Origin of the sequence: Enterococcus sp. ZQ21, assembly GCF_030053755.1 — a bacterium.
Taxonomy (GTDB): domain Bacteria; phylum Bacillota; class Bacilli; order Lactobacillales; family Enterococcaceae; genus Enterococcus_B; species Enterococcus_B lactis.
In genome coordinates this window covers 297,781-317,900 of sequence record NZ_CP125658.1, presented here as the reverse complement: position 1 = coordinate 317,900, position 20,120 = coordinate 297,781, and the positions used below count along the sequence as shown (strand labels likewise).

Below are 20,120 nucleotides of genomic sequence, written 5' to 3'. Positions count from 1 at the left end.
TTTTTAGATCACATCATTTTCCACACGATTTGCTACTTTTACGAATGGCAGATAGATCAAAATAGAAACAACAATACAAACAAGTTGCGTAATAACTGCACCGATATTTCCTGCTGTGGCCAGATAAGCATTGACGATCGGCGGCATCGGCCAAGGAACCATTACAACTGCTTTTGCCGCAAATCCTAAAGCGGTTGCAAAATAACCGATCGTTCCTGTAACAAGCGGCGTTAAGATAAACGGGATAGCTAAAATAGGATTCAGCATGATCGGCATACCAAAAATAACTGGTTCATTGATGTTGAAGATCCCAGGAGCAAGAGATAACTTGGTGATTTGTTTCATATCTTCTCGCTTTCCCACTAGCAATACTGCTATCAGTAGACCTATCGTGACCCCAGACCCGCCCATACTCATATACATATCCCAAAATGGCATAGTGATAATGTTTGGTACTTCTTTTCCAGCTTCAAAAGCTTCCGTATTTACAGCAATTGCCGCTAAAAGCAACGGTTCTCGAATTGGCTTCACCATTTGATTTCCATGGATACCAATCACCCAAAAGACTTGCGCAATGAACATCAATAACAAAATACCTGGTAGCCCTTGAACGACACCTTCTAATGGGCGTTGTACGACATTGTAAATGATATCATAAAGGTACATCCCTGTAAGTTCTTTGATGATAAATCCCGCAGCCGCGATACCTGATACTGTCAGAATCGTGGGAAATAACGCAGAAAAACTGGCAGAAACATTCGTTGGCACGGTATCCGGCATTCTCAGCTGTAGTTTCTTCTGTTTCCTCAACCAGCAATAAAGTTCAATGGAAAGGATGGAGACCAACATTCCCAAAAATAACCCTTTCGTATCTGTATATTGTTTAGCCAATACGTTTTCTACTATAACAGTCTGATTTTCATTCACTAATTCATAAACAGTTGGATTAACAGATAAATAAGACATCACTGCGATAATACCAGGGAATACACCATCCACTTTATTCAGCTTTGCTAATTCGATCCCTATCAGAAAAACAGCATAGATGGTCAAGAAACTTAGTGTGACATAGCTGATGGCAGATGCGATAGGTTTTAATTCTTCTAAAAAACGCAAAAAACTTATCTGTGCTAACCCATTTTCCGAATCAAAGACCATTGCTGAAAACAACGTGCCAAAAGCACCCGTAATAATTACCGGAATCAATGCAGCAAATGCGTTTTTTATCACCATGATATACCTTAAATTATTGATTCTCGTTGCCACGTTCCCTAAAACATTGGCTAATTTATCCATAAAACTCATTCCAGATCCCCTCATTCCTGCTTCTTCTCCTTGCCGTCATCTCTTTTTGCCTGTTAGTCAGCGCTTACATTTCGGTGAATAAAAACTATTTGCTTGTCCGTTTTACCAAATATAAAACAAAAATTCATCTGATGTATTTATCATAAAATACATCAGATGAACTGTCAATTAGTTTCTTTCTTCCCAATTATTTTCTGTAATTCTCTCCGATTTGTTGCCATATGGACAGTCATCGCATCAAATGCCGCAAGTACATTCCGCCTCTCGATAGCCTGAACGATTTCTGTGTGGATATCGATCGTCTCGATTTTCAAATGCTGGATATCATAATTTTTGTTAAATAAAGCAATCGATTCATTAATGATCGGAATGATATGCAGTAACGCTACGTTTCCGCTAGCTTCTGCAATCGTCGTATGAAAATCGATGTCTAATTGAACATGATCTTGTGTACCTTCTCGAAAAGACGTTTCAATCTTTTGCGTTAAGCTTTTCATTCGGCTGATTTGATTTTTCGTTGCATATTCCGCCGCTAACCCTGCCATCTTTGGCTCCAGTAAATATCTCAGCTCAAACAAGTCTCGTATCATCCGGTCCTGATCTTCAATCAAAGAAAAACCGAGTGGATCATTAGCAATCCCTCGCTTATCACTGACAAATGTCCCCGCCCCTTGCCGAACTTCAAGAATATTCCTAGAAGCAAGCGCTCGGACAGCTTCTCGCACCGTGCTGCGTCCCACCTCTAAATAATCGGACAACTCATATTCATTCGGCAATTTATTTCCTACTTGCAACTGCTTTTCCTTTAAATATCTAAGGATCTTGTCCGTGGTTACTTCTACTAGGGTTTTATTTTCTTCCAAACCACATACCTCCTTTTCATCTGATGTATTTTTTCGTAATTATTATAACACGTTTGAATCATCTGATGATTTTTTGTATAAAAAGATGATTCATCCGTTCATGGATATACAAACGAAGCTATTTACCATAAAAAAAGACTAGGATAAAATTCACTCCTAGCCTTCGATCATTTTTATTTTGAACGACAAAACGTATGATGTTCAATAATAGATGAGCTTCATTCGATTCTTGATGACATTTTTTGATAGATGGATAAAAAGTTTGATTACATCGTTTCTATTCTAGAATTTGGTCGATCTTCAATTCTTCTTCTGGTGAGAAATCTAAATTATCCATCATTCGAACACTTTCTTGTAACTGACTTAACCGACTTGCTCCAACCAGTACACTCGTAACAGATTTTTGTCGCAAATTCCATGCAAGGGCCATTTGCGCTAATGATTGCCCTCGTGATACGGCGATTGTCTGCAGTGCTTTGATTTTTTCCAGAGTTGATCCAACTTGTTCTTCTGAAAGGAATGGTATTTCCTTACGATGTGCTCTAGAATCTTCAGGAATCCCATGCAGATAACGATTTGTCAGCAAACCTTGGGCAAGCGGGCTGAACGTGATTGCTCCTAGACCTTCTTCTTCTAATACTGGAGATAAGTCGTCTTCTAGTAGTTCACGAGAAAACATATTGTAGCGCATCTGATGAATAATGAACGGTGCTTCTTTTCTTTTTAAAATTTCAGTCATTTTTTTGGTATCTTCTCCATTATAGTTGGATATACCAATATATAATGCTTTTCCTTGTCTTACAAGTTGCATCAATGCTTCTGCTGTTTCTTCCAAAGGTGTATCAGGGTCTGGACGATGATGATAGAAGATGTCGACATAATCTAGCCCCATTCTTTGGAGACTCTGATCACAACTTGAAATGATAGATTTACGAGAGCCCCATTCTCCGTATGGACCTTCCCACATATGATAACCTGCTTTGCTAGAAATAATCAGTTCATCACGGTAGGCTTGAAAATCTTCTCTAAAAATACGCCCGAAGTTTTTCTCTGCAGCTCCAGCAGGGCCTCCATAATTATTCGCAAGGTCGAAATGGGTAATTCCCATGTCGAATGCACCTCTTAAAATCTCTCTTTGGTTATGGATAGGATCATAATCACCAAAATTTTGCCATAATCCGAGAGATAAAATCGGTAATTTCAAACCTGAATGACCGGATTTACGATATTCCATTTTTTCATAACGTGCACTATCTGCAATATACAAGTTTTCTCCTCCTTACCATTTTTAAAACGCTTTCTTTCGTTCTGGTTTTAGTTTACTACATTTTAAAGAAAAGGAGTTAGTCAAAATGATTTTTTCTTGTATTTTTTTACCATTTGTTTTTTATTCGTTGATAGATCAGAAATTGTTTACGTGCTTGCTGAATTTTTTTATAGCGTTTCGGTTGTTTTTTGTAAAATTGCTGATGATAATTTTCTGCTGGCCAAAACGTACCAGCTGGTTCAATTTTTGTGACGATTGGTTGGCGGAACGTTCCTGAACTGACTAGTTCCTGTTTCGATTGCTCCGCTAATTTTTTCTGACGTTCGTCTTGATAAAAAATCACCGGACGGTACTGCTTCCCTCTATCTTGAAATTGTCCAAAGGCATCTGTGGGATCAGTTATTTGCCAATAGATTGTCAACAAATCGCTATAACTTATCTCTCTCGTATCATAAATGATCTCCACAGCTTCCACATGGCCTGTGTAACCACCACTTACTTGATCATAATTTGGTTTTTCAACATGTCCGCCCGTGTATCCTGACAAAACGGATAGGATCCCTTTTTTCGATTCAAACGGCTCGACCATGCACCAGAAACATCCCCCTGCAAATACTGCACGTTCTTGATAGTCAGCATCTTGCATAGCATGCTTGGAAAAGTCATATTTTTGCTGCGTGTCAAATCCTTCTGTAAGCAATAAATAAAAATCCATTACGTCAGGCGTTAAATTCATTCGGATAGCTAATGGACGTAGTGTTGCTTCTAGTTTTGATAACTGTTCTTTAGCGGATGTATTCTCTCTTATGTCATTCTTTGTCTGGATCAATACTTTTCGTTCCCAATCTCGTGTATTCGGATTTAAAATCAGATTATAAAGTGTTTGAATGAATACTTGTTCCTTATCCATAGACTCTCCTCCTTTCCGAAGAAGACAAGCTAGTGACTTTAGCTGTAATTTATCATAAAGTGAGGAAATAAGCGATTACTTCATTCCTTACAGATTTTGCGTATAAAAAAAGAGAGAATCCTTATCGACAGATTCTCCTTTTTAATCAATTTATTTTATAACTGAAAAGTTAATTTACCTTTTATGAAAAATTATTTTTAAAAATAAACATAAATATGCAGTTAATGTAACAAGATAAGAAATAATAGTCGTTACTGTATAATTTGTGCTTACTTTAATATCAGCAACTCCTTTGACTCCGCTTATTTGTACCAATCCATTAGCATTCACCTGCTCCTTTACAGGTTGATGATTTATTTCTACGTTCGTTCCTAAATAAGCATATACAGGGAGTGTGATTACTTGGCTCTTCTCATTAGTTACTCTATATATGATAGAACTACCAGTTGTTTTATAAGGAAGGTTTACCCATTGACTGTCGATCTTTGCTTCGTGTTTTATTATATGCTCCTTATTCTCCAATGAAGCGATAGGAGAATAATCATATAAAAAATAATCCATTCCTTTAGTGGTATACGCCTCTACTGTTTCTTTGTTTACAACAATATGTCCCGGCTGAGAAATTATTTTTTGATTGAAATTTTTTTTACTAGAAACAGTTAAAGTGATTAATAACAAAACAGTCATAAATAAATAAAATAGTTCTCTTGTCTTATTGTATCTTCTATTTTTGAAAAATATCATCGTTAATATCAGAGAAGAGAATATTATTTGCAAGCTTAAGATCCGCCAAGGGAATTGTAACAATTTGGCTGGCGTATTTTGCAGAAGATACCATGGCACCAAACTAGTTGTAGCTAGCCAAGTCAAACACGTACCATAATAAATCTTTTTTTCTACGTTTGTTAATTTTTTAAATAAAATCAGGGGAATACATAAAGATAACAGACCAACTAGTCCCATTGAGTAAGTAGTTAAGTCGTTGTTCATAGCTTCAGTCAGACTATCGAACACATTAGATGCATGAGCATATAAATTTGTCACGCTAGGTTTGTTGATTTTTTGGTAGAGCATTTGTTCCAACATCGGATACCAAAAAGCACTCGTCAGAACCAATGTCATTCCTGCCGCACTAAATAATTTTTTAAATATAGCAATAAAATCTGCATTCTTGAAACCTTTAGAAACCAAACGAATAAAAATAAAAATGATAATTAATGCTGTACTCATTAATGTTGATAGTACATGGCTGTACACTAGCAAACTCATACTCAATGCTAGCTTTACAGACGGATACTTTTCTTCTTTTCCAGAGATAATTTGATAAGCCTAAAATAATACAGGGATAACAAGTGTTATTGCAATAGCTTCGGCAATTGCGGAACGATAATAGATGTCTACTGTCCGATAAGCAGAGAAAATATAGAGACAACTAAATAAAAAAGCTGCTTTTTTTTGTTTCGCGAATTGTAAAATTAAGTTAGAAAAATAAAAAGGCATTTATGGTACACTCAAATTGTATTTCCGACGAAAGAAAACAAAGGAGTGTAACCATAAATGACCTACAAACATCTTACCATAGACGAACTGACAATGATAGAATCATATTATCTTCAACATAATAAGCCGGTTGAAATCGCTAACCGAATGGGACGTGCTATACAAACTATTTATAGTGTAGTCAATAAGTTCAAGCAAGGCAAGACTGCTCTTGATTATTGGCACCAGTATAAAGAAAATAAGAAAAAATGTGGTAGAAAAGTCATTCAATTACCTGCTCATGAAGTAGATTACATTAAAGAGAAAGTCACTCTTGGTTGGACGCCTGACGTCATTATCGGGCGAAAAGAAAGGCCTGTTTCATGCGGTATGAGAACACTTTATCGTTTATTTTCTAAAGGAATATTTGATATTGACACACTACCGATGAAAGGTAAAAGAAAACCCAATGGCCATCAGGAAAAACGGGGAAAACAACAGTATCAGCGCTCAATCCATGATCGACCTGATAATTATCCTGATTTCAATTCTGAGTTTGGTCACCTTGAAGGTGATACGATCGTTGGCATTCATCATAAAAGTGCCGTCATTACTTTAGTTGAAAGATTATCTAAAGTCATTATCACGATTAAACCCAACGGCCGTAAGGCATTAGATATTGAAACTGCCCTTAATCAATGGTTTTCTCGCTTCCCTAAAAACTTCTTTAAATCTATTACGTTTGACTGTGGAAAAGAATTTTCTAACTGGAAAGCCATTAGTAACCAACATGATATTGATATATATTTTGCGGACCCTGGAACACCTTCTCAACGCCCATTAAACGAGAATTCTAACGGGATTCTGCGTCGTAATGGACTGCCGAAATCAATGGATTTTAGAGAAGTGAATCAGACATTTATTTCCAGTGTCAGCAATCAACGTAATCATATTCCAAGAAAATCATTGAATTACAGAACACCAATCGAAATATTTTTGAGCTATGTACAAGAAGCATTTTATTCTAGCTTAATTTGACAAATCATATTATAAAAAAATTATCTGCTGATGATTTGTTTATTTTCTTTCTTGGTGTATTTGTCCTTTTTTGTTCAACCAATTTATTTCCTTGGAAACTTTTTAGCCACACACCAGTTAAGAGTCTACAATTTGTCTGGCGATTAAATGGTTTTTCTTCTTTATTTATAGCCTATACGATGAGTATAGTGATCTATTATGTTTTTTCTACTAAAAATAATTCATGGAAAATAATGGTCTTTACGTTTCTTGCACTAATATTGCATCTCTCAGGAGTAAGCAATTCTATCCATGCTAACAAAGAGTCACTAACACTTATAGCACCTAAAGATGCTATTGCTATAGCTGAAAATTACAATCATACTGATTATGCAAACAAAGAGTCAATCTATCATCCTGATATGATTAATAATGATCAATATTTACTAGGTAACCAGGAAATAAATCCAATAACTCATTTTATGAGTAACAAACTTACAATTGAATTAGATAATTCGAATAATAAAAATACTGTCTTGACGACACCTATTTATCGTTATAAAGGGCAAGTGGCTTCTATTAATGGCAAACTAGTGCAAACAAAATTATCTAAGTTTGGCACAACTGAATTAACTATTCCTCCAGGTATAAATAAAGTCGTTATTACTTATCAGTACACAAAACTAGCAATTGCTTCAAGATATTTATCTATCGTTACTTTGATTTTATTTTTACTTTATCGATTTACTTTTTCTAAACAAAAACAACCAAGAAGAGAAGTACAACATTCTCACTAGATTTTTATTTAAGAAAGACTTTTTAGCTGCACACATAAACAGGCTAAAAAGTCTTTTTTATATTTTCTATTTCTTTAATTTGCTTCATACATTATTTAACATCGATATTTATATTATGAAACATGTGTTTCATCCATTATCAAAGTATTTTTATCGATAATAAACTTCATCCAAAAACAGACCTTGTGCAGGGACGGTTTCTCCTGCATGTTGCCGCACTTTGCTTTCGAATATTTCATCGATTGTTTCTATCGGCATGGCACTTGTACCGATTTCTAGTAATGTTCCCATGATGATTCGCACCATTTTATATAGAAATCCGTCTCCGACAAAAGTAAAATGAAGCATTTCTCCCTTACGTTCGATAGATAATTCATCAATCGTACGTACCGTAGATTTTTTTGATTTTTTCAATGCAGAAAAACCAATGAAATCATGTGTACCCATCAATTTTTCGCAAGCTGCATTCAGCTTATCCATATCCAACTCTTGAGGAAAATAAAAGCTGTGATTTCGTTCAAATGCTGAAGGAATCACGTTGTTCCAAACATAATAGCTGTATTTTTTGCCCACCGCATTATATCTTGCATGGAAGCGCTCAGGCATCTCTTCGATTCTTTTGATGACAATATCTCGCGGAAGATAGCGATTCATAAAGTCGATCATTTCTGCCAGTCCAATTTCTGAGTTTGTTTTGAAATTTGCCACTTGTCCTCGCGCATGCGTGCCGGCGTCTGTTCTTCCTGATCCAATAATTTCTATCTCTTCATTTGTCATCTGATGCAACACTTTTTCGATTTTCCCTTGGATGGTTTTATCGTCATCTCCAAGTCTTTGCCAGCCTGAATATCTTTTTCCGTCATATTCGATCGTCAACTTGATGTTTCTCATATTTTTGTGGCTCCTCTATATTCCATTTGGTCTTCTCTCTACCTTTTTAAGATTGTAGCACAAATTAAAGCTACTTGCTTCTCTGTGAGAGAAACCAAGTAGCTTTAAATAATTGTTTATGAACAATTGTATTATTTATAATTCATAATGAATCACTTCTTTATATTCCTCATATAATTCCGCGTTTCGCAGATCGCCCCCATCTAAATTCGCCGAATAAAATATAGGAGGATGTTTTATCCCATTTGCAATAAGCTGTTCGCAAACTTCCACGATGATCGTATTGAGGATGGCTGCACCGATTACAGTAGAGGAAGGACCAGCTTTTTGTACGATACCTGTCAGCTCACAGCAAGCATCTCCTATCTCCCCATGGTTATCAATAACTATATCAGAAACCTCAAACAATCGTTTCCCTGATGAATGACGACTAGTCACCGATCGTGAATATTGGACATTCGTCAAACTAATGATTTTTACGCCCTTCGCTTTTGCAGCTAACGCTAAATCAATAATGATTGGATTTCTTCCCGATACCGAGTGAAGGATCAATACATCTTGATCTTTAAATGAAACTGTTTTTGCTAAATTCGTTCCATATCCTTCTAAACGTTCCATTTGACTGGTAAAGGTGATAGGGGAACGATCTAGCATCACTTCTCGTCCAAAGATAGCATTGATGGTCATCATCCCACCAGCCCGATAATACATCTCTTCTGCTAAGATACCAGCATGACTAGCACCAAAAATATAGACCGAACGTTTTTGCAGATTCGCTTGGGTCAATACATCGATTGCTTCTTTGATTGACTTTTTTTCTTCCTTTTCAACCAAATCTAATAACTGTTTGATTTTATCCATATATTTGAACATCTAGAACCCTCCAAACAAACCGCTGAATCCTCTACCGATCATTCCCCATAACGACAAATCGTTTCCGCCGAAAATCAATATCCAGCTTTGGATCGTCGTACTAAAAACAATAGCTGAAAAACCAGCTAATACGACCATGACAAATGAAGCTGCGATTGTTCCGACAACCGCTCCACGAAAGCCACCTTGACCTTCACCGATGACTGCTGCACCACCACATTCAAAGAAACTTGTGATTACTAATGGCACAAGCAACACGCCGAATAGATGGAATGAATTCGCCAAAACAACTAAAATCGTAGAAGTGATCATTGCCACGATAAAACCGATAATCACTGCATTTGGTCGATAATTGAATAAAATAGGCACATCAAATGCTGGTTTCGCTCCCGGTACGACTTTTTCTGCAATCCCTTGAAACGCTGGAATGATTTGATTGATCAGTAGTCGGACACCATATAGCATAATGAGTAGTCCTGCACCAAAATTCAACCCTGCTTCAATCGAAAACATCAGGAGATTATCCCCTTCTGGTATCAAAACAGGTGCGATGATCCCAACTACGGTATTCATCAAGAACATGACTAGTGCACCTGTAATTGAGATTTCTCGGAAAAATGAAAGATTCTCAGGTACTTTGATATCTTCTGTCGATTTTTCTTTATTTCCTACTCGTTTTGCTACAAATCCTGAAACTAAAGACAAAACACCCGTTGGATGACCAATCAGGAAAGAATCATCTCCCGTAGCATCCCAGACATATTTGCGCATGATCCACGGCATGAAAGACCAATAACAAGCCGATAAAATCCCGCTGATCCCAATCAATGCTCCCCCTGACAGTCCTGCTTCCACACCAGCTGCTACAAATACGAAAGGAAACCACCAAAGCATATGACCTGTTAAAAAAATCGTCTTCACAGGTGTAAACCGAGCAATCAATAAATGGATAACTAATCCTAAAAACATAGCTAATCCGACCGTTCCGCCATATTCTGCAGTAAACGTCACATCAGATAGTCCTTCTGTCACTTCTACACCCAACTGTGTTTGGACAGCTATATTGATTGGAGAAATCGTTCCGACCAGCATATTGACTCCGGCGGTCAAAGCAACCATACCAAATGCAGCAGTCAAAGCTCCCTTAACCGTTTCTGAAAATGATTTTCGCTGGATGATCAGCCCGAGCATCGCAATCAAACCTAACAAGACGGGCGGATTCTTCAAGATGTGTTCACTAATGAAATTCATTCTTTTATTCCCCCTTATCAGCTAGATATTGTTCCAATTGCGCCTTTATTTCTGAAGTATCCATATACTTTTTAATAGGATAAACAGGCGCTTTTACAGAAGCTTTTAGTTCTGGAAGTAATTCATGACTTGTAAAATAAACATCTGCCATCGTTGCTTTGGCAGTGGATAAATCTGTATTTTCCACTGTCGCCTTTAAACCAAGCTCCTTAATTACTTTATCAAGAGACATTTTCAAAACCATAGAACTCCCCACACCAAATCCACATACTGCTAAAATTTTCATTTTTCTTCCTCCTTATGCAAATAACTGAATGATTGTTTCTTTATTTCCTGATAAAATCGTTTGATATTTTTCATTGTCCATAAATATTTCCATGATATCTTTTAATCTCTCCAGATGGCTTTCGTGGTTTTTGGCAGCTAAAACCAAAAAAATATGGATTGGTTTCCCTTTCATATCTACAGCATCTTTTACGACTAAAAGACTCATACTTTGCTCGTTTACTCCAAGACCTGGTTTTGCGTGCATCAGCGCAAAATAATCAGCCAACACCATATATGGTCCATTTTCCTCTACACTTCTGATCATGTTTTCTAAATACGTATGCGTTATCATTTTGTTTTTTAATAATGGATTGCTAGCAATTTCGACTGCTTTCATCCAATTTTCAGCCGTTTCTATTACTTGGATTTGATTTTTCGGCAGCAATTTATTGATAGTACTCATTCTCTGACCTCCAACATTTTTGAAATAAACCAATTTTTATCCTCTATTCCTTGCATGACCATTTTCATCACAGGTTCGACTTCTTTCACATCTTCTTCTCGGATCATTAGCAGAACAACGATATCTGCCTTTTGATATCCCCATGAAAATGGCTTGTCTGCTATCAATACAGCAACCGAAGTTTGTTTAACGACATTAGGATTGCCATGAGGAATAGCAAAACCATTCTCCAAGTATGTTGATTGGATTTCCTCACGCTCAAAAATAGAGTGGAGAAATCGCTGTTTCGAATCTTCATTCTCAAACTGTTGCTGATCAACCAAAAAACGGATAGCAGCTTCTTTTGAATCCAAGTGATCAAAATAGACATTAGAGGAAATAAGATGTTTCACTTTTTCAGCTATCGAGCCTTCGACGTTTATTTGTTCGTTATCTATGACCAGATCGATATAATGATTCATGATACGTTTCATATCTCTAGCAGTAACCATTGGCGAGATTCTTACTACTGGTCTAATTTGCTTAGGTATATCGACAGTGGAGATAATCAAATCTACGTCAAACAAATCTAGTCTGTTCAATTTATCGACAGATGCTGTTTCGATACTATCGATATCAGGTAAGATTCTTCTGATTTTTGCAGAAACAAATGAACTAATTCCCATGCCATTGGGACATACGAATAAGAGTCTATTTAATCGTTTGACACGCTCGATTGCTGCTTGGAAATGGATAGCTACAAAACCTACTTCATCTTCGGACAAGCTTACTTGATAAGGCCAGCGAAAATCATTTAACGCAAACCAGACAACACCATACAAAGAAGGATAATTTTGTTTTATCTCATCTATCAAAGGATTTACGATGGTCGTTTGAGCCTCAATACGTAAAAGCAGCTGATACAGATGGACAAGTAGATCTTCTTCTAAACGACTATCTTGGGTAAGATCTATCTGAATGCCTCTACTCACTTTTTGGATCAATTGCCGGATTTTTTCTCGAAATACCAAAGGAATCGTTTCATTTTTCATGAAAAAGCGTAAACCACTTCCCACAATAACATAAGTCAAATACTGTACTTCTTCTTGCGAAAATTGGTAAATACGCTGTTCCTCTAACTGATGCAGCAATTCACAAACGAGAGGATATTTATTGAATTCTAAAAAATACTTTCCATATTGATTTTTACCTTTTAAACTGATTTTCTTCCCTTCTCTTGAACGCTGGATCATCAATAAGATCGAAACAATGATACTTGAAAAGTAGCTTTCTGGTATCTCAATTTGCTTGTCTGCAATACTCTCGCGAAAAGATCGTTCAACTATTGCTAGAAGCTTTCGATCCACTATTTCTCTTACGATCTCCAATTCATCAAAATGATTCAGGATCATACGCTTCAGTACCTTCTGAACCTGTATTTCATTTCCTTCAAAATATGTCCCGAAACGATCAAAACTGAGATTCAATCCTTCTTTCGCAAATACATATTTGATGTAAGAAATATCATTTGCGATACTGCTTCTGGAAACATAATATTCTTCAGAAAGTTGCTGGTAACTTACATGCTCGAAATTGGACAGTCTGTTCAGGATCGCTACTCTTCGTAGTTTGCTTTCTTGATATTGTATTACACTCATTTCCATCACCTTCTATATTCACTATAATTTTTTTTTATAAGGAGAACTAGACCAAATAAAAGATTAAAATAACCTGAGAAATCATACACTACTCTTTCTCAGTTAATATACGCTAAAACAGAAGCTCTACAAGAAAATTATGGAACTATATTTCAGAAAAACAAAAAAACAGCCAACGGACGAAATGTCCGCTGACTGTTCAATTTGACGGCTCAAGTTTTACTGTTTGAGATGCAAGATACTCAACCAGGCAATGGGCACATAATTAAAGAAAAAACTGATTCTTTGGCAAAATCCTATTTTATTCAGTAATGGCCAAGAATTTATAGAAGGAATTCTTGCCAGACCATAAATCGCCGCAAAAAGCAAACTGATTACAGACAGTCCAAGGTATAAGTGGCTTACGTCCATTTGCCCATTTTTTCGATAGATCAAGAAAAGAAGAACTGGAAACAATAAAAAACCACTGTAACCTAAACCTGATCCGATATTATGGACCCATGTCGAGACATTCCACGAAGACTCATGGGTATTGATACTGAACAAACCTGTGAAGATACAATCACCTATACCATAAAAACCGATAGATGCTGTAACCAGGGTAGCTAACACGCGAGATGTACTTGCAAATGCAGCATATAATGCAGGCAATGACAGGATGAAAAAAATCCCTGAAACCACTGACCAAATAAGAAATGCCTTTCTTACAGGACTGGAAATCTCTCCAAATACACTGATCACACTCTTCATTTGATCTAATTCAGGATAATACAATCCTAATACGTACGGAGTCAAAAAATCACTCAACACGCCTAATAATAAAAAGAAGAAACCAAATTTACGTAAAAAATCCATGATGCGCCTCCAATAACCATTACCTATGCTTTTAATTGTTATTATAAACGACTTTATCTCGATTTAACAGGAACCTCTTTTTACACGTACATCTATATAACTCATTAAAAATTTGAATCGTCTTAAGGTTCATCCCCTAAATATCTAATGTTCAATGTTCATTTAATCCGTCTAATCGGTCTTTCAATTTTATTTTTTCTCCACTTCTTTTACGCGCGCCTAATTCTCCTATTGCAGTAAACAACAGATCACTTGACGAATTTAAGGCAGTTTCCATTGAATCTTGGATAACACCGATAATAAATCCGATACCGACGATTTGCATCGCGACATCATTAGAGATACCAAACAAACTACATGCTAATGGAATCAATAACAGTGAACCGCCCGCAACACCTGAAGCCCCACAAGCAGCTAAAGCAGACAAAATACATAAAAGGACTTTCAAAACAAATGGTGCTTCAATCCCTAAGGAATGTACAGCCGTCAATGACATCACGGAAATGGTAATCGCAGCACCGCCCATATTGATCGTAGCACCTAATGGGATCGATATGGAATAAGACTCTTTCGTCAATTTCAATTTTTCAGCCAGCATCATGTTTATCGGGATATTTGCGGCAGAACTTCGGGTAAAGAAAGCGGGAAGCGCACTTTCTTTCAAACAAAAGAGAATCAATGGATAGGGGTTTTCTTTAATAAACAAAAACGTGAGGAACGGGTACACAACTAATGCGACAAACAGCATCGTGCCGATCAACACAAGTAAAAGCTGCAGATACTCTGCCAATCCAGCGATTCCAGTCGTGGCAATCGATTGATAAACCAATCCTAAAATCCCTATCGGAGCGAATGCAATAATCACTTGTACAACTTGTGATAATGCTACAGATATTTGATCCACCAATTCTTTTGTCGATTCTGAACGTGCTCGAAAAGCTAGACCTAACAACACAGCCCAGAATAAGACACCAAGATAATTCGCATCAATGAGCGATTGAACAGGATTTTGTGTGACATTTGTCAACATCGTAGATAAAACACTTTCCAAATTTTGCGGTGCTTGTTCAGACACTGTTTCTTGTAAAGTAATAGGAACAGTAAAAATTGAACTTATAATCACTGCTACAAGTGCCGAAAGCAATGTTCCTACTAAATATAAGACTAAAATAGGCTTCACAAATGTCTTATTTCCTATTTTATGTTTGGCAATTGAAGCCATCGTCAAGAAAAAAACTAGAAGAGGCGCAATTGCTTTCAAGCAACTGACAAACAACGTCCCCAATATTGAAATAAATGTCCACGTGGGGAAAAAGATACCAAACAATATTCCGACTAAAATACCAACAACAATACGTTGAACTAACGACATATCCAAAAACTTCTCTAACAAATGACCACCCTTTCACAATTTTACCAATCATTGTATCATTTTATCTAAAGAAACTAAAGGTGCAATTTTCTAAAAATTCTAATAATACAATTGGCAATTCATGCTCTTGCAACATTCAATGTTAGTATTGGAGGGTTTATTCAATCTCTAAAGAAGTCGAGAGAAAACTATTTATCGTTATTATTAAAGTTATCCAAGTAAAACGTAACTAAGATGAAGGACGAAACTAGAAATTTCATCCTTCATCTTAATTCTTTGACATAGCAATCAATTAATATTTTCCACTGAGTCTCTTCTTTCTCTCACTCTCACTGGTTTACTTGCCCATAAACGATTTGATTAAAGCCATTTTTCAATTCATTATTCGCTGTCTCGTTGAAGTAAAGATAATGATCGGGATTCCCCTGATTTTGTTGTGTCACCAATACTTTTGGCTGATTTTGCTGAAACCCGAATAGATAGATGTGCTTTTTCAGATATGGTTCTGTCTCTGCATCGGAATAGACGGCTGTGATTTGATAATCTGCTTGACCTGTCCCGCTTTCTGACCATTCTGCAGAAACAGGCACTCCACCAATAGCCATCTTCCACTCCCCATTCAAAATAGCTTGAGGGACTTTAAGACCATATAAGTCCACACTCATTTGATTCGTATAACTTTTGTATTGTTGTCCCATTGTTTGGCCCCATGTGGTCATAAATGCCTCTAAGTGTGCGGATTTGTCTGCATTCCACAGTGTTTGTTCGACTTGTTCGCTGCTTTCTGAAGAGGAAGATGAAGCCTCTACAGAAGAACTTGAAGTAGATGTTTGAGTTGTTTCAATCGTTTTGGAAGACTCTGACGAAGTAGAGGTATCTGCTGTTTCTGTACTTGTTGCAGTTGACTTGCTCTCTGTGCTAGTTGTTGTAGTAGTTGCAATTGTTGTTTTCGCTGTTTCTTTTGTTGATTCTTTTCTTGGTTCATTCCCGTTGGTACAACCAGCTAACAAAAAAGCTAGACCCATTATTAATAAAATCCTTTTTTTCAATTAAAAAACCCCTTTCGATTACTCCCCCACTTCTTTATTCTATCAAATAAGCAATGTGATTTTATTGATTTTTTGTATTTTCTCATCCATCTTTTAAACCATTTAAAAACTAAGAAGCACCCGCTGATGTCTTATAGACAACATCAGCGGGTGCTTCTTTTTATTTTATTTTTAAGACAAAAACTTCGTGTTTTTTTCCTGCTTTTCTCACGCTTTATATTTGTGTTTGTAGAAACATAGACTTTTAGTCATCATCGTCTTCCTCATCCAAATCTTGTCGGACAGTTTTTCCTTGGAGTCTTTGTACTTGGTAGATGATTTCTTTATTGAAACTTAAAAGTTCAACGAGTAATTGTTGCAAGCCATATTTTTCTTCTTTTTCAGCTAACTTGATTGCCCGTGTGATAAAGACATTTTGGAAATCAAAATCTTTTGCAAAGTTTTCCAACATTGTTGAGGCTGGTAAATATTTGTTTTGACCATGTTCGTAAATTTTTCCATAACGCATGACTTCTTCTAAAGTAGACGGAACGATTTCATTTTCAATCACTAACTCATGAGAGATTTTATTGAACCATCTCGCTTCTTGATCAGCATATTCTGAAAAAAGGGTACTTAATTCTTGCGAAGTTGTACCCAAAACATACAATTGTGCTTGGATCAATTTCATTTCTTCTAATTTAAAATTTGCTAATACATGCCCCACCATGGCGCCAGCAGTTGGTTTATGATGGTCGATATCTGCTTGTTTTGTTTCTTGAGCAAATTTTTCTTCCACTATATTCATTGATTTACGCCTCTTTTACTTTTGTTGATTGGACTTCATAACCTAATTTTTCCACAACTGCAGCTAATTGTTCAGGGTGGACTTCATCTGGATCAAAGCTTGCTTTGATTTTGCTCGCATTAAACAAAACTTTCGTATTGCTTACCCCAGGCTGTTGAGAAACCGCATGTTCGATTTTTTGCATACAGCTTGGACAAGCTAGTGTATCTAATTGCATAATCATTTTTTTCATCGTAGTTCTTCCTTCCTTTTTCTTGATAGTCTTATTCTAGATTACAGCTTCCATAAAAAAATTGATTCTTATCAAGTTTTACGATTTTTCCTCTTTGCTTTCGTGTCCAAAATACAATAAACGCATCGCGTTAAAGATAACGATCAAGATACTAGCTTCGTGAACGAACATCCCACTAGCCATGTAAATAAACCCGGCAAATAAGCCGATGAGTAAAAATAAGACGACACCAATGGCAATCACTACATTTTCACGGGTATTCAAAACAGTTTTCTTAGCCAAACGGTAAGCATGAACCAACGATCCAAAACTAGATTGCATCAAGACAACGTCACTCGTTTCGATAGCGACATCCGTTCCTGATCCCATAGCAATCCCGATATCAGCCGCAGCCAAAGAGGGAGAATCATTGATTCCATCTCCAATAAAAGCAACGCGCAATCCTTGTTCTTGGTATTTTTTCACAAATTGAACCTTTTCATCTGGTAATAATTCAGCATGGACTTCATCAATGCCTAACATATCAGCTACATAATCAGCAGTCATCTGATTATCACCTGTCAGCATCACTAAATGTTTTGCTCCTGCTTGTTTCAACATAGCTAATTGTTCAGCGACTTCTGGTCGAATCACATCTGACACACCAATGATTTGAGTAATTTTTTTATCGATTGCTACAATAATGACCGAGCTGCCTGTTTGTTGTAATTGATGTAAATCTTGTACTTGCTTTGGTGTGAGAGAAAGTTTGTGAGCGGCAATCAATTTGGTGTTGCCCGCACAAACTGTACGACCATCAATCTCAGCTGTGATTCCTTGTCCCTTGATCGTCTGATTATCTTTAACTACTAATTGTTGAAAATCAAGGTCTTTCTCCTGAGCATAATGGATCACGGCGCGCCCCAGAGGATGATCGGATAACGTTTCTAATCGAGCCACTAAAGCTAAGCTGTCCCTTTCATCCTCTGTATAGTTCTTGATAGTGGATACAGCAGTAGTTCCTTTGGTCAATGTACCGGTTTTATCAAAGACAAAAGTATCGATTTTGGAAAAAGTATCCATTGCTTCACCGCCTTTGACTAAGATGCCCCGTTTCGCTCCATTACCGATTCCTGCTACATTCGAAACAGGCGCACCAATGACTAAAGCGCCAGGACAACCAAGAACCAAAACAGTGATGGCTAAACGAAAATCACGACTGATCAGACCAACAAGCAACGCAATAAGTAAAACGGTTGGAGTATAATACTGAGAAAAACGATCAATGAATTTTTCCGCATGTGATTTGGTATCTTGTGCTTCTTCGACTAATTCGATAATTTTGGCAAAGGTCGTATCATCTCCGACCTTAGTTGCTTCGATCGTCACGTAGCCATCTGCTAAAATCGTTCCAGAAAATACGTCATCTCCACTGATTTTGACGACTTGTCGTGATTCACCCGTCACTGCGGCTTCATCCGCATACCCTTTTCCGTCAATGACTCGTCCGTCCACAGGAATAGCTCCACCAGTTTTTACTAAGACGATATCACCTTCTTCCACGTCATCGATTTCCACTTCTTCAGTCGTTCCATCTTCTTGGACAACGCTGGCAGTCAATGGGGCCATCTCGGTCAAAGCCTTGATTGATTCCCGCGTTTTGGTCAATGTTTTTTGTTCCAGATAACTACCAAACAAAAACAAGAATGTAACGATAGCTGACTCCTTGTATTCTCCGATCATAAAGGCACCAAGCACAGCAATAGTAACGAGTAAATCAATTGAGATAACTTTGACTTTTACTGCCTGATACGCATGGATCATAATAGGTATGACCGCAATAATAGAAGCTATGGCTAGAGCAATGTTATAGAACAAGACAAATCCAGTAAATTTTCCGATAAAACCAAAAATAATCAACACAGCTGATAAGGCGGTGATATGATTTCGATGCTCTTGGATCCACTTTTGAAATTTCATCTTTCTCCCTCTTTTCCTTTTCGTTCTTACGAGACTAAGTATAGATACTTATCCATCATAAAAAATTGACCACTATCAAGTTTAGTCAAAAAGGTGGTTTTCTTTTGGTAGAATACACTACAAAAAATAGTTAGCAAGAAGACTCACTAAAGTGATCTTGCCAACTATTGTCGTTTCTATCAAAATTTTCATTGAATGATTTTCCTGTACAGCATACATCGGAAATCTATCTCTTTGTCTAAGATCTTTATCTTGCTAATTTTTTCCTTTAGTCTTTCAAATCCACGTCGTTCATAGAATTGATACGTACAGCCGCTATCTGTAAAAAGGAATATTTCTTTTCCTTTCTCTCTTTTTTCAAATTCTGTTAGCAACTTGGTGCCTATGCCTTTTATTTTCAAATCAGGATTTGCAGCTAAAAAAATGATTTCTCCATCTGGCGAATGCTTCTTTAAATATGCTGCAAGCATTTGTTCATTTGCTGTCTCGTAAGCTCCTTTACTCTCTTTAGCAAATATATTTTGTAAAAAATCGAATATCTTAACATATATTTGCTGTCCAAAAGAACGATGTTTCTTTTTTTTCTCCTTTTATCTCCGCCAACAAAACACCTGCCAACTCGTTCTCTGCATACAAAGTAAGAATTTGAGTAGCTCGATTCAATTCCATATACAAAAAATGTCTTCCGTAAAGATTCAGCAAAAGTTCATTTTCCATATATCGCTCAAAGTTCATTCCTTCAACAGCAAAATGGATCGCTTTTTTGTAATCTTTCTTTTCTAAGGGTTTAAAAGTTAGTTTCATCATTTCGCCTCCTCAACTTCAATGATTGTGTTATACTTACAT

At 36.8% G+C, this 20,120-nt stretch carries 18 protein-coding genes and 2 pseudogenes; 2 read left to right on the top strand and 18 right to left on the bottom strand.

Translation table 11 applies throughout. The features are described from left to right. Positions 1-3: 3 nt before the first annotated feature. The 5 genes from QK255_RS01545 to QK255_RS01525 all read right to left on the bottom strand — a co-directional run bounded on the left by QK255_RS01545 (position 4) and on the right by QK255_RS01525 (position 5,602). A complete protein-coding gene (locus QK255_RS01545) occupies positions 4-1,320 on the bottom strand; it encodes a PTS sugar transporter subunit IIC (protein ID WP_002292491.1) in 1,317 nt (438 codons plus the stop codon). A gap of 149 nt (positions 1,321-1,469) precedes the next feature. Next, positions 1,470-2,168 (bottom strand): FadR/GntR family transcriptional regulator, encoded by a 699-nt coding sequence (locus QK255_RS01540; protein WP_002292490.1) that lies wholly within the window; start codon positions 2,166-2,168, stop codon positions 1,470-1,472. 277 nt (positions 2,169-2,445) lie between these two features. Next, the gene (locus QK255_RS01535) at positions 2,446-3,402 is read right to left on the bottom strand and encodes an aldo/keto reductase (protein ID WP_002348342.1); all 957 of its coding nucleotides are present in this window, start codon (positions 3,400-3,402) and stop codon (positions 2,446-2,448) included. Positions 3,403-3,541: 139 nt separating this feature from the next. Next, a complete protein-coding gene (msrA, locus tag QK255_RS01530; protein ID WP_002292488.1) occupies positions 3,542-4,345 on the bottom strand; it encodes a peptide-methionine (S)-S-oxide reductase MsrA in 804 nt (267 codons plus the stop codon). A gap of 174 nt (positions 4,346-4,519) precedes the next feature. Further along, positions 4,520-5,602, bottom strand: a complete 1,083-nt coding sequence (locus tag QK255_RS01525; protein ID WP_002292487.1) for a putative glycosyltransferase family protein — start codon at positions 5,600-5,602, stop codon at positions 4,520-4,522. 300 nt (positions 5,603-5,902) lie between these two features. On the opposite strand from QK255_RS01525, the gene QK255_RS01520 reads away from it, so the two are divergent. Beyond that, on the top strand, positions 5,903-6,862 hold the full coding sequence (locus QK255_RS01520; protein ID WP_002341232.1) for an IS30-like element IS6770 family transposase: 960 nt from the start codon (positions 5,903-5,905) through the stop codon (positions 6,860-6,862). A gap of 11 nt (positions 6,863-6,873) precedes the next feature. Further along, positions 6,874-7,638, top strand: a pseudogene (locus tag QK255_RS01515) (hypothetical protein); the annotation flags it as partial. Positions 7,639-7,788: 150 nt separating this feature from the next. Here the strand turns inward: QK255_RS01515 and truA are convergent. The 13 genes and pseudogenes from truA to QK255_RS01450 all read right to left on the bottom strand — a co-directional run bounded on the left by truA (position 7,789) and on the right by QK255_RS01450 (position 20,078). Continuing rightward, positions 7,789-8,529, bottom strand: coding sequence for a tRNA pseudouridine(38-40) synthase TruA (gene truA / locus QK255_RS01510; RefSeq protein ID WP_002292328.1), 741 nt, complete (start codon positions 8,527-8,529; stop codon positions 7,789-7,791). 135 nt (positions 8,530-8,664) lie between these two features. After that, a complete protein-coding gene (locus QK255_RS01505; RefSeq protein ID WP_002292327.1) occupies positions 8,665-9,402 on the bottom strand; it encodes a sugar isomerase domain-containing protein in 738 nt (245 codons plus the stop codon). Beyond that, positions 9,403-10,653, bottom strand: coding sequence for a PTS ascorbate transporter subunit IIC (gene ulaA, locus QK255_RS01500; protein WP_002329672.1), 1,251 nt, complete (start codon positions 10,651-10,653; stop codon positions 9,403-9,405). A 4-nt stretch (positions 10,654-10,657) separates the two neighbouring features. Beyond that, a complete protein-coding gene (locus QK255_RS01495) occupies positions 10,658-10,939 on the bottom strand; it encodes a PTS sugar transporter subunit IIB (protein ID WP_002292323.1) in 282 nt (93 codons plus the stop codon). A gap of 12 nt (positions 10,940-10,951) precedes the next feature. Further along, positions 10,952-11,383 (bottom strand): PTS sugar transporter subunit IIA, encoded by a 432-nt coding sequence (locus QK255_RS01490; protein ID WP_002292322.1) that lies wholly within the window; start codon positions 11,381-11,383, stop codon positions 10,952-10,954. Beyond that, a complete protein-coding gene (locus QK255_RS01485; RefSeq protein ID WP_002292321.1) occupies positions 11,380-13,020 on the bottom strand; it encodes a BglG family transcription antiterminator in 1,641 nt (546 codons plus the stop codon). The genes QK255_RS01490 and QK255_RS01485 overlap by 4 nt, the downstream gene beginning before the upstream one ends. A 219-nt stretch (positions 13,021-13,239) precedes the next feature. After that, positions 13,240-13,875: a DUF998 domain-containing protein gene (locus tag QK255_RS01480; protein ID WP_002292320.1), complete on the bottom strand. Its 636-nt coding sequence runs from the start codon at positions 13,873-13,875 to the stop codon at positions 13,240-13,242. 151 nt (positions 13,876-14,026) lie between these two features. Next, a complete protein-coding gene (sstT, locus tag QK255_RS01475; RefSeq protein WP_025477501.1) occupies positions 14,027-15,247 on the bottom strand; it encodes a serine/threonine transporter SstT in 1,221 nt (406 codons plus the stop codon). A 329-nt stretch (positions 15,248-15,576) separates the two neighbouring features. Then, a complete protein-coding gene (locus QK255_RS01470) occupies positions 15,577-16,296 on the bottom strand; it encodes a DUF4767 domain-containing protein (RefSeq protein WP_025477500.1) in 720 nt (239 codons plus the stop codon). A 244-nt stretch (positions 16,297-16,540) separates the two neighbouring features. After that, positions 16,541-17,083, bottom strand: a complete 543-nt coding sequence (locus QK255_RS01465) for a ferritin-like domain-containing protein (RefSeq protein WP_002292316.1) — start codon at positions 17,081-17,083, stop codon at positions 16,541-16,543. A gap of 4 nt (positions 17,084-17,087) precedes the next feature. Then, complete coding sequence (locus tag QK255_RS01460; protein ID WP_002292314.1) at positions 17,088-17,315, bottom strand: heavy-metal-associated domain-containing protein; 228 nt, start codon at positions 17,313-17,315, stop codon at positions 17,088-17,090. A 78-nt stretch (positions 17,316-17,393) separates the two neighbouring features. Next, positions 17,394-19,274 carry a heavy metal translocating P-type ATPase gene (locus tag QK255_RS01455; protein ID WP_002292311.1) on the bottom strand — a complete coding sequence of 627 codons (1,881 nt, stop codon included), beginning with the start codon at positions 19,272-19,274 and terminating at the stop codon, positions 17,394-17,396. Positions 19,275-19,462: 188 nt separating this feature from the next. Beyond that, positions 19,463-20,078: pseudogene (locus QK255_RS01450) on the bottom strand (GNAT family N-acetyltransferase). Positions 20,079-20,120 lie beyond the last annotated feature (42 nt).

Excerpts from the sequence above, each read along its gene's own strand:
- truA (WP_002292328.1), bottom strand. The coding sequence starts at position 8,529 with ATGAGAAACATCAAGTTGACGATCGAATATGACGGAAAAAGATATTCA.
- QK255_RS01545 (WP_002292491.1), bottom strand. The coding sequence starts at position 1,320 with ATGAGGGGATCTGGAATGAGTTTTATGGATAAATTAGCCAATGTTTTA.
- QK255_RS01460 (WP_002292314.1), bottom strand. The coding sequence starts at position 17,315 with ATGAAAAAAATGATTATGCAATTAGATACACTAGCTTGTCCAAGCTGT.
- QK255_RS01485 (WP_002292321.1), bottom strand. The coding sequence starts at position 13,020 with ATGAGTGTAATACAATATCAAGAAAGCAAACTACGAAGAGTAGCGATC.
- QK255_RS01535 (WP_002348342.1), bottom strand. The coding sequence starts at position 3,402 with ATGGAATATCGTAAATCCGGTCATTCAGGTTTGAAATTACCGATTTTA.
- QK255_RS01465 (WP_002292316.1), bottom strand. The coding sequence starts at position 17,083 with ATGAATATAGTGGAAGAAAAATTTGCTCAAGAAACAAAACAAGCAGAT.
- QK255_RS01505 (WP_002292327.1), bottom strand. The coding sequence starts at position 9,402 with ATGTTCAAATATATGGATAAAATCAAACAGTTATTAGATTTGGTTGAA.
- QK255_RS01480 (WP_002292320.1), bottom strand. The coding sequence starts at position 13,875 with ATGGATTTTTTACGTAAATTTGGTTTCTTCTTTTTATTATTAGGCGTG.
- QK255_RS01490 (WP_002292322.1), bottom strand. The coding sequence starts at position 11,383 with ATGAGTACTATCAATAAATTGCTGCCGAAAAATCAAATCCAAGTAATA.
- msrA (WP_002292488.1), bottom strand. The coding sequence starts at position 4,345 with ATGGATAAGGAACAAGTATTCATTCAAACACTTTATAATCTGATTTTA.
- QK255_RS01455 (WP_002292311.1), bottom strand. The coding sequence starts at position 19,274 with ATGAAATTTCAAAAGTGGATCCAAGAGCATCGAAATCATATCACCGCC.
- sstT (WP_025477501.1), bottom strand. The coding sequence starts at position 15,247 with ATGTCGTTAGTTCAACGTATTGTTGTTGGTATTTTAGTCGGAATATTG.
- ulaA (WP_002329672.1), bottom strand. The coding sequence starts at position 10,653 with ATGAATTTCATTAGTGAACACATCTTGAAGAATCCGCCCGTCTTGTTA.
- QK255_RS01520 (WP_002341232.1), top strand. The coding sequence starts at position 5,903 with ATGACCTACAAACATCTTACCATAGACGAACTGACAATGATAGAATCA.
- QK255_RS01495 (WP_002292323.1), bottom strand. The coding sequence starts at position 10,939 with ATGAAAATTTTAGCAGTATGTGGATTTGGTGTGGGGAGTTCTATGGTT.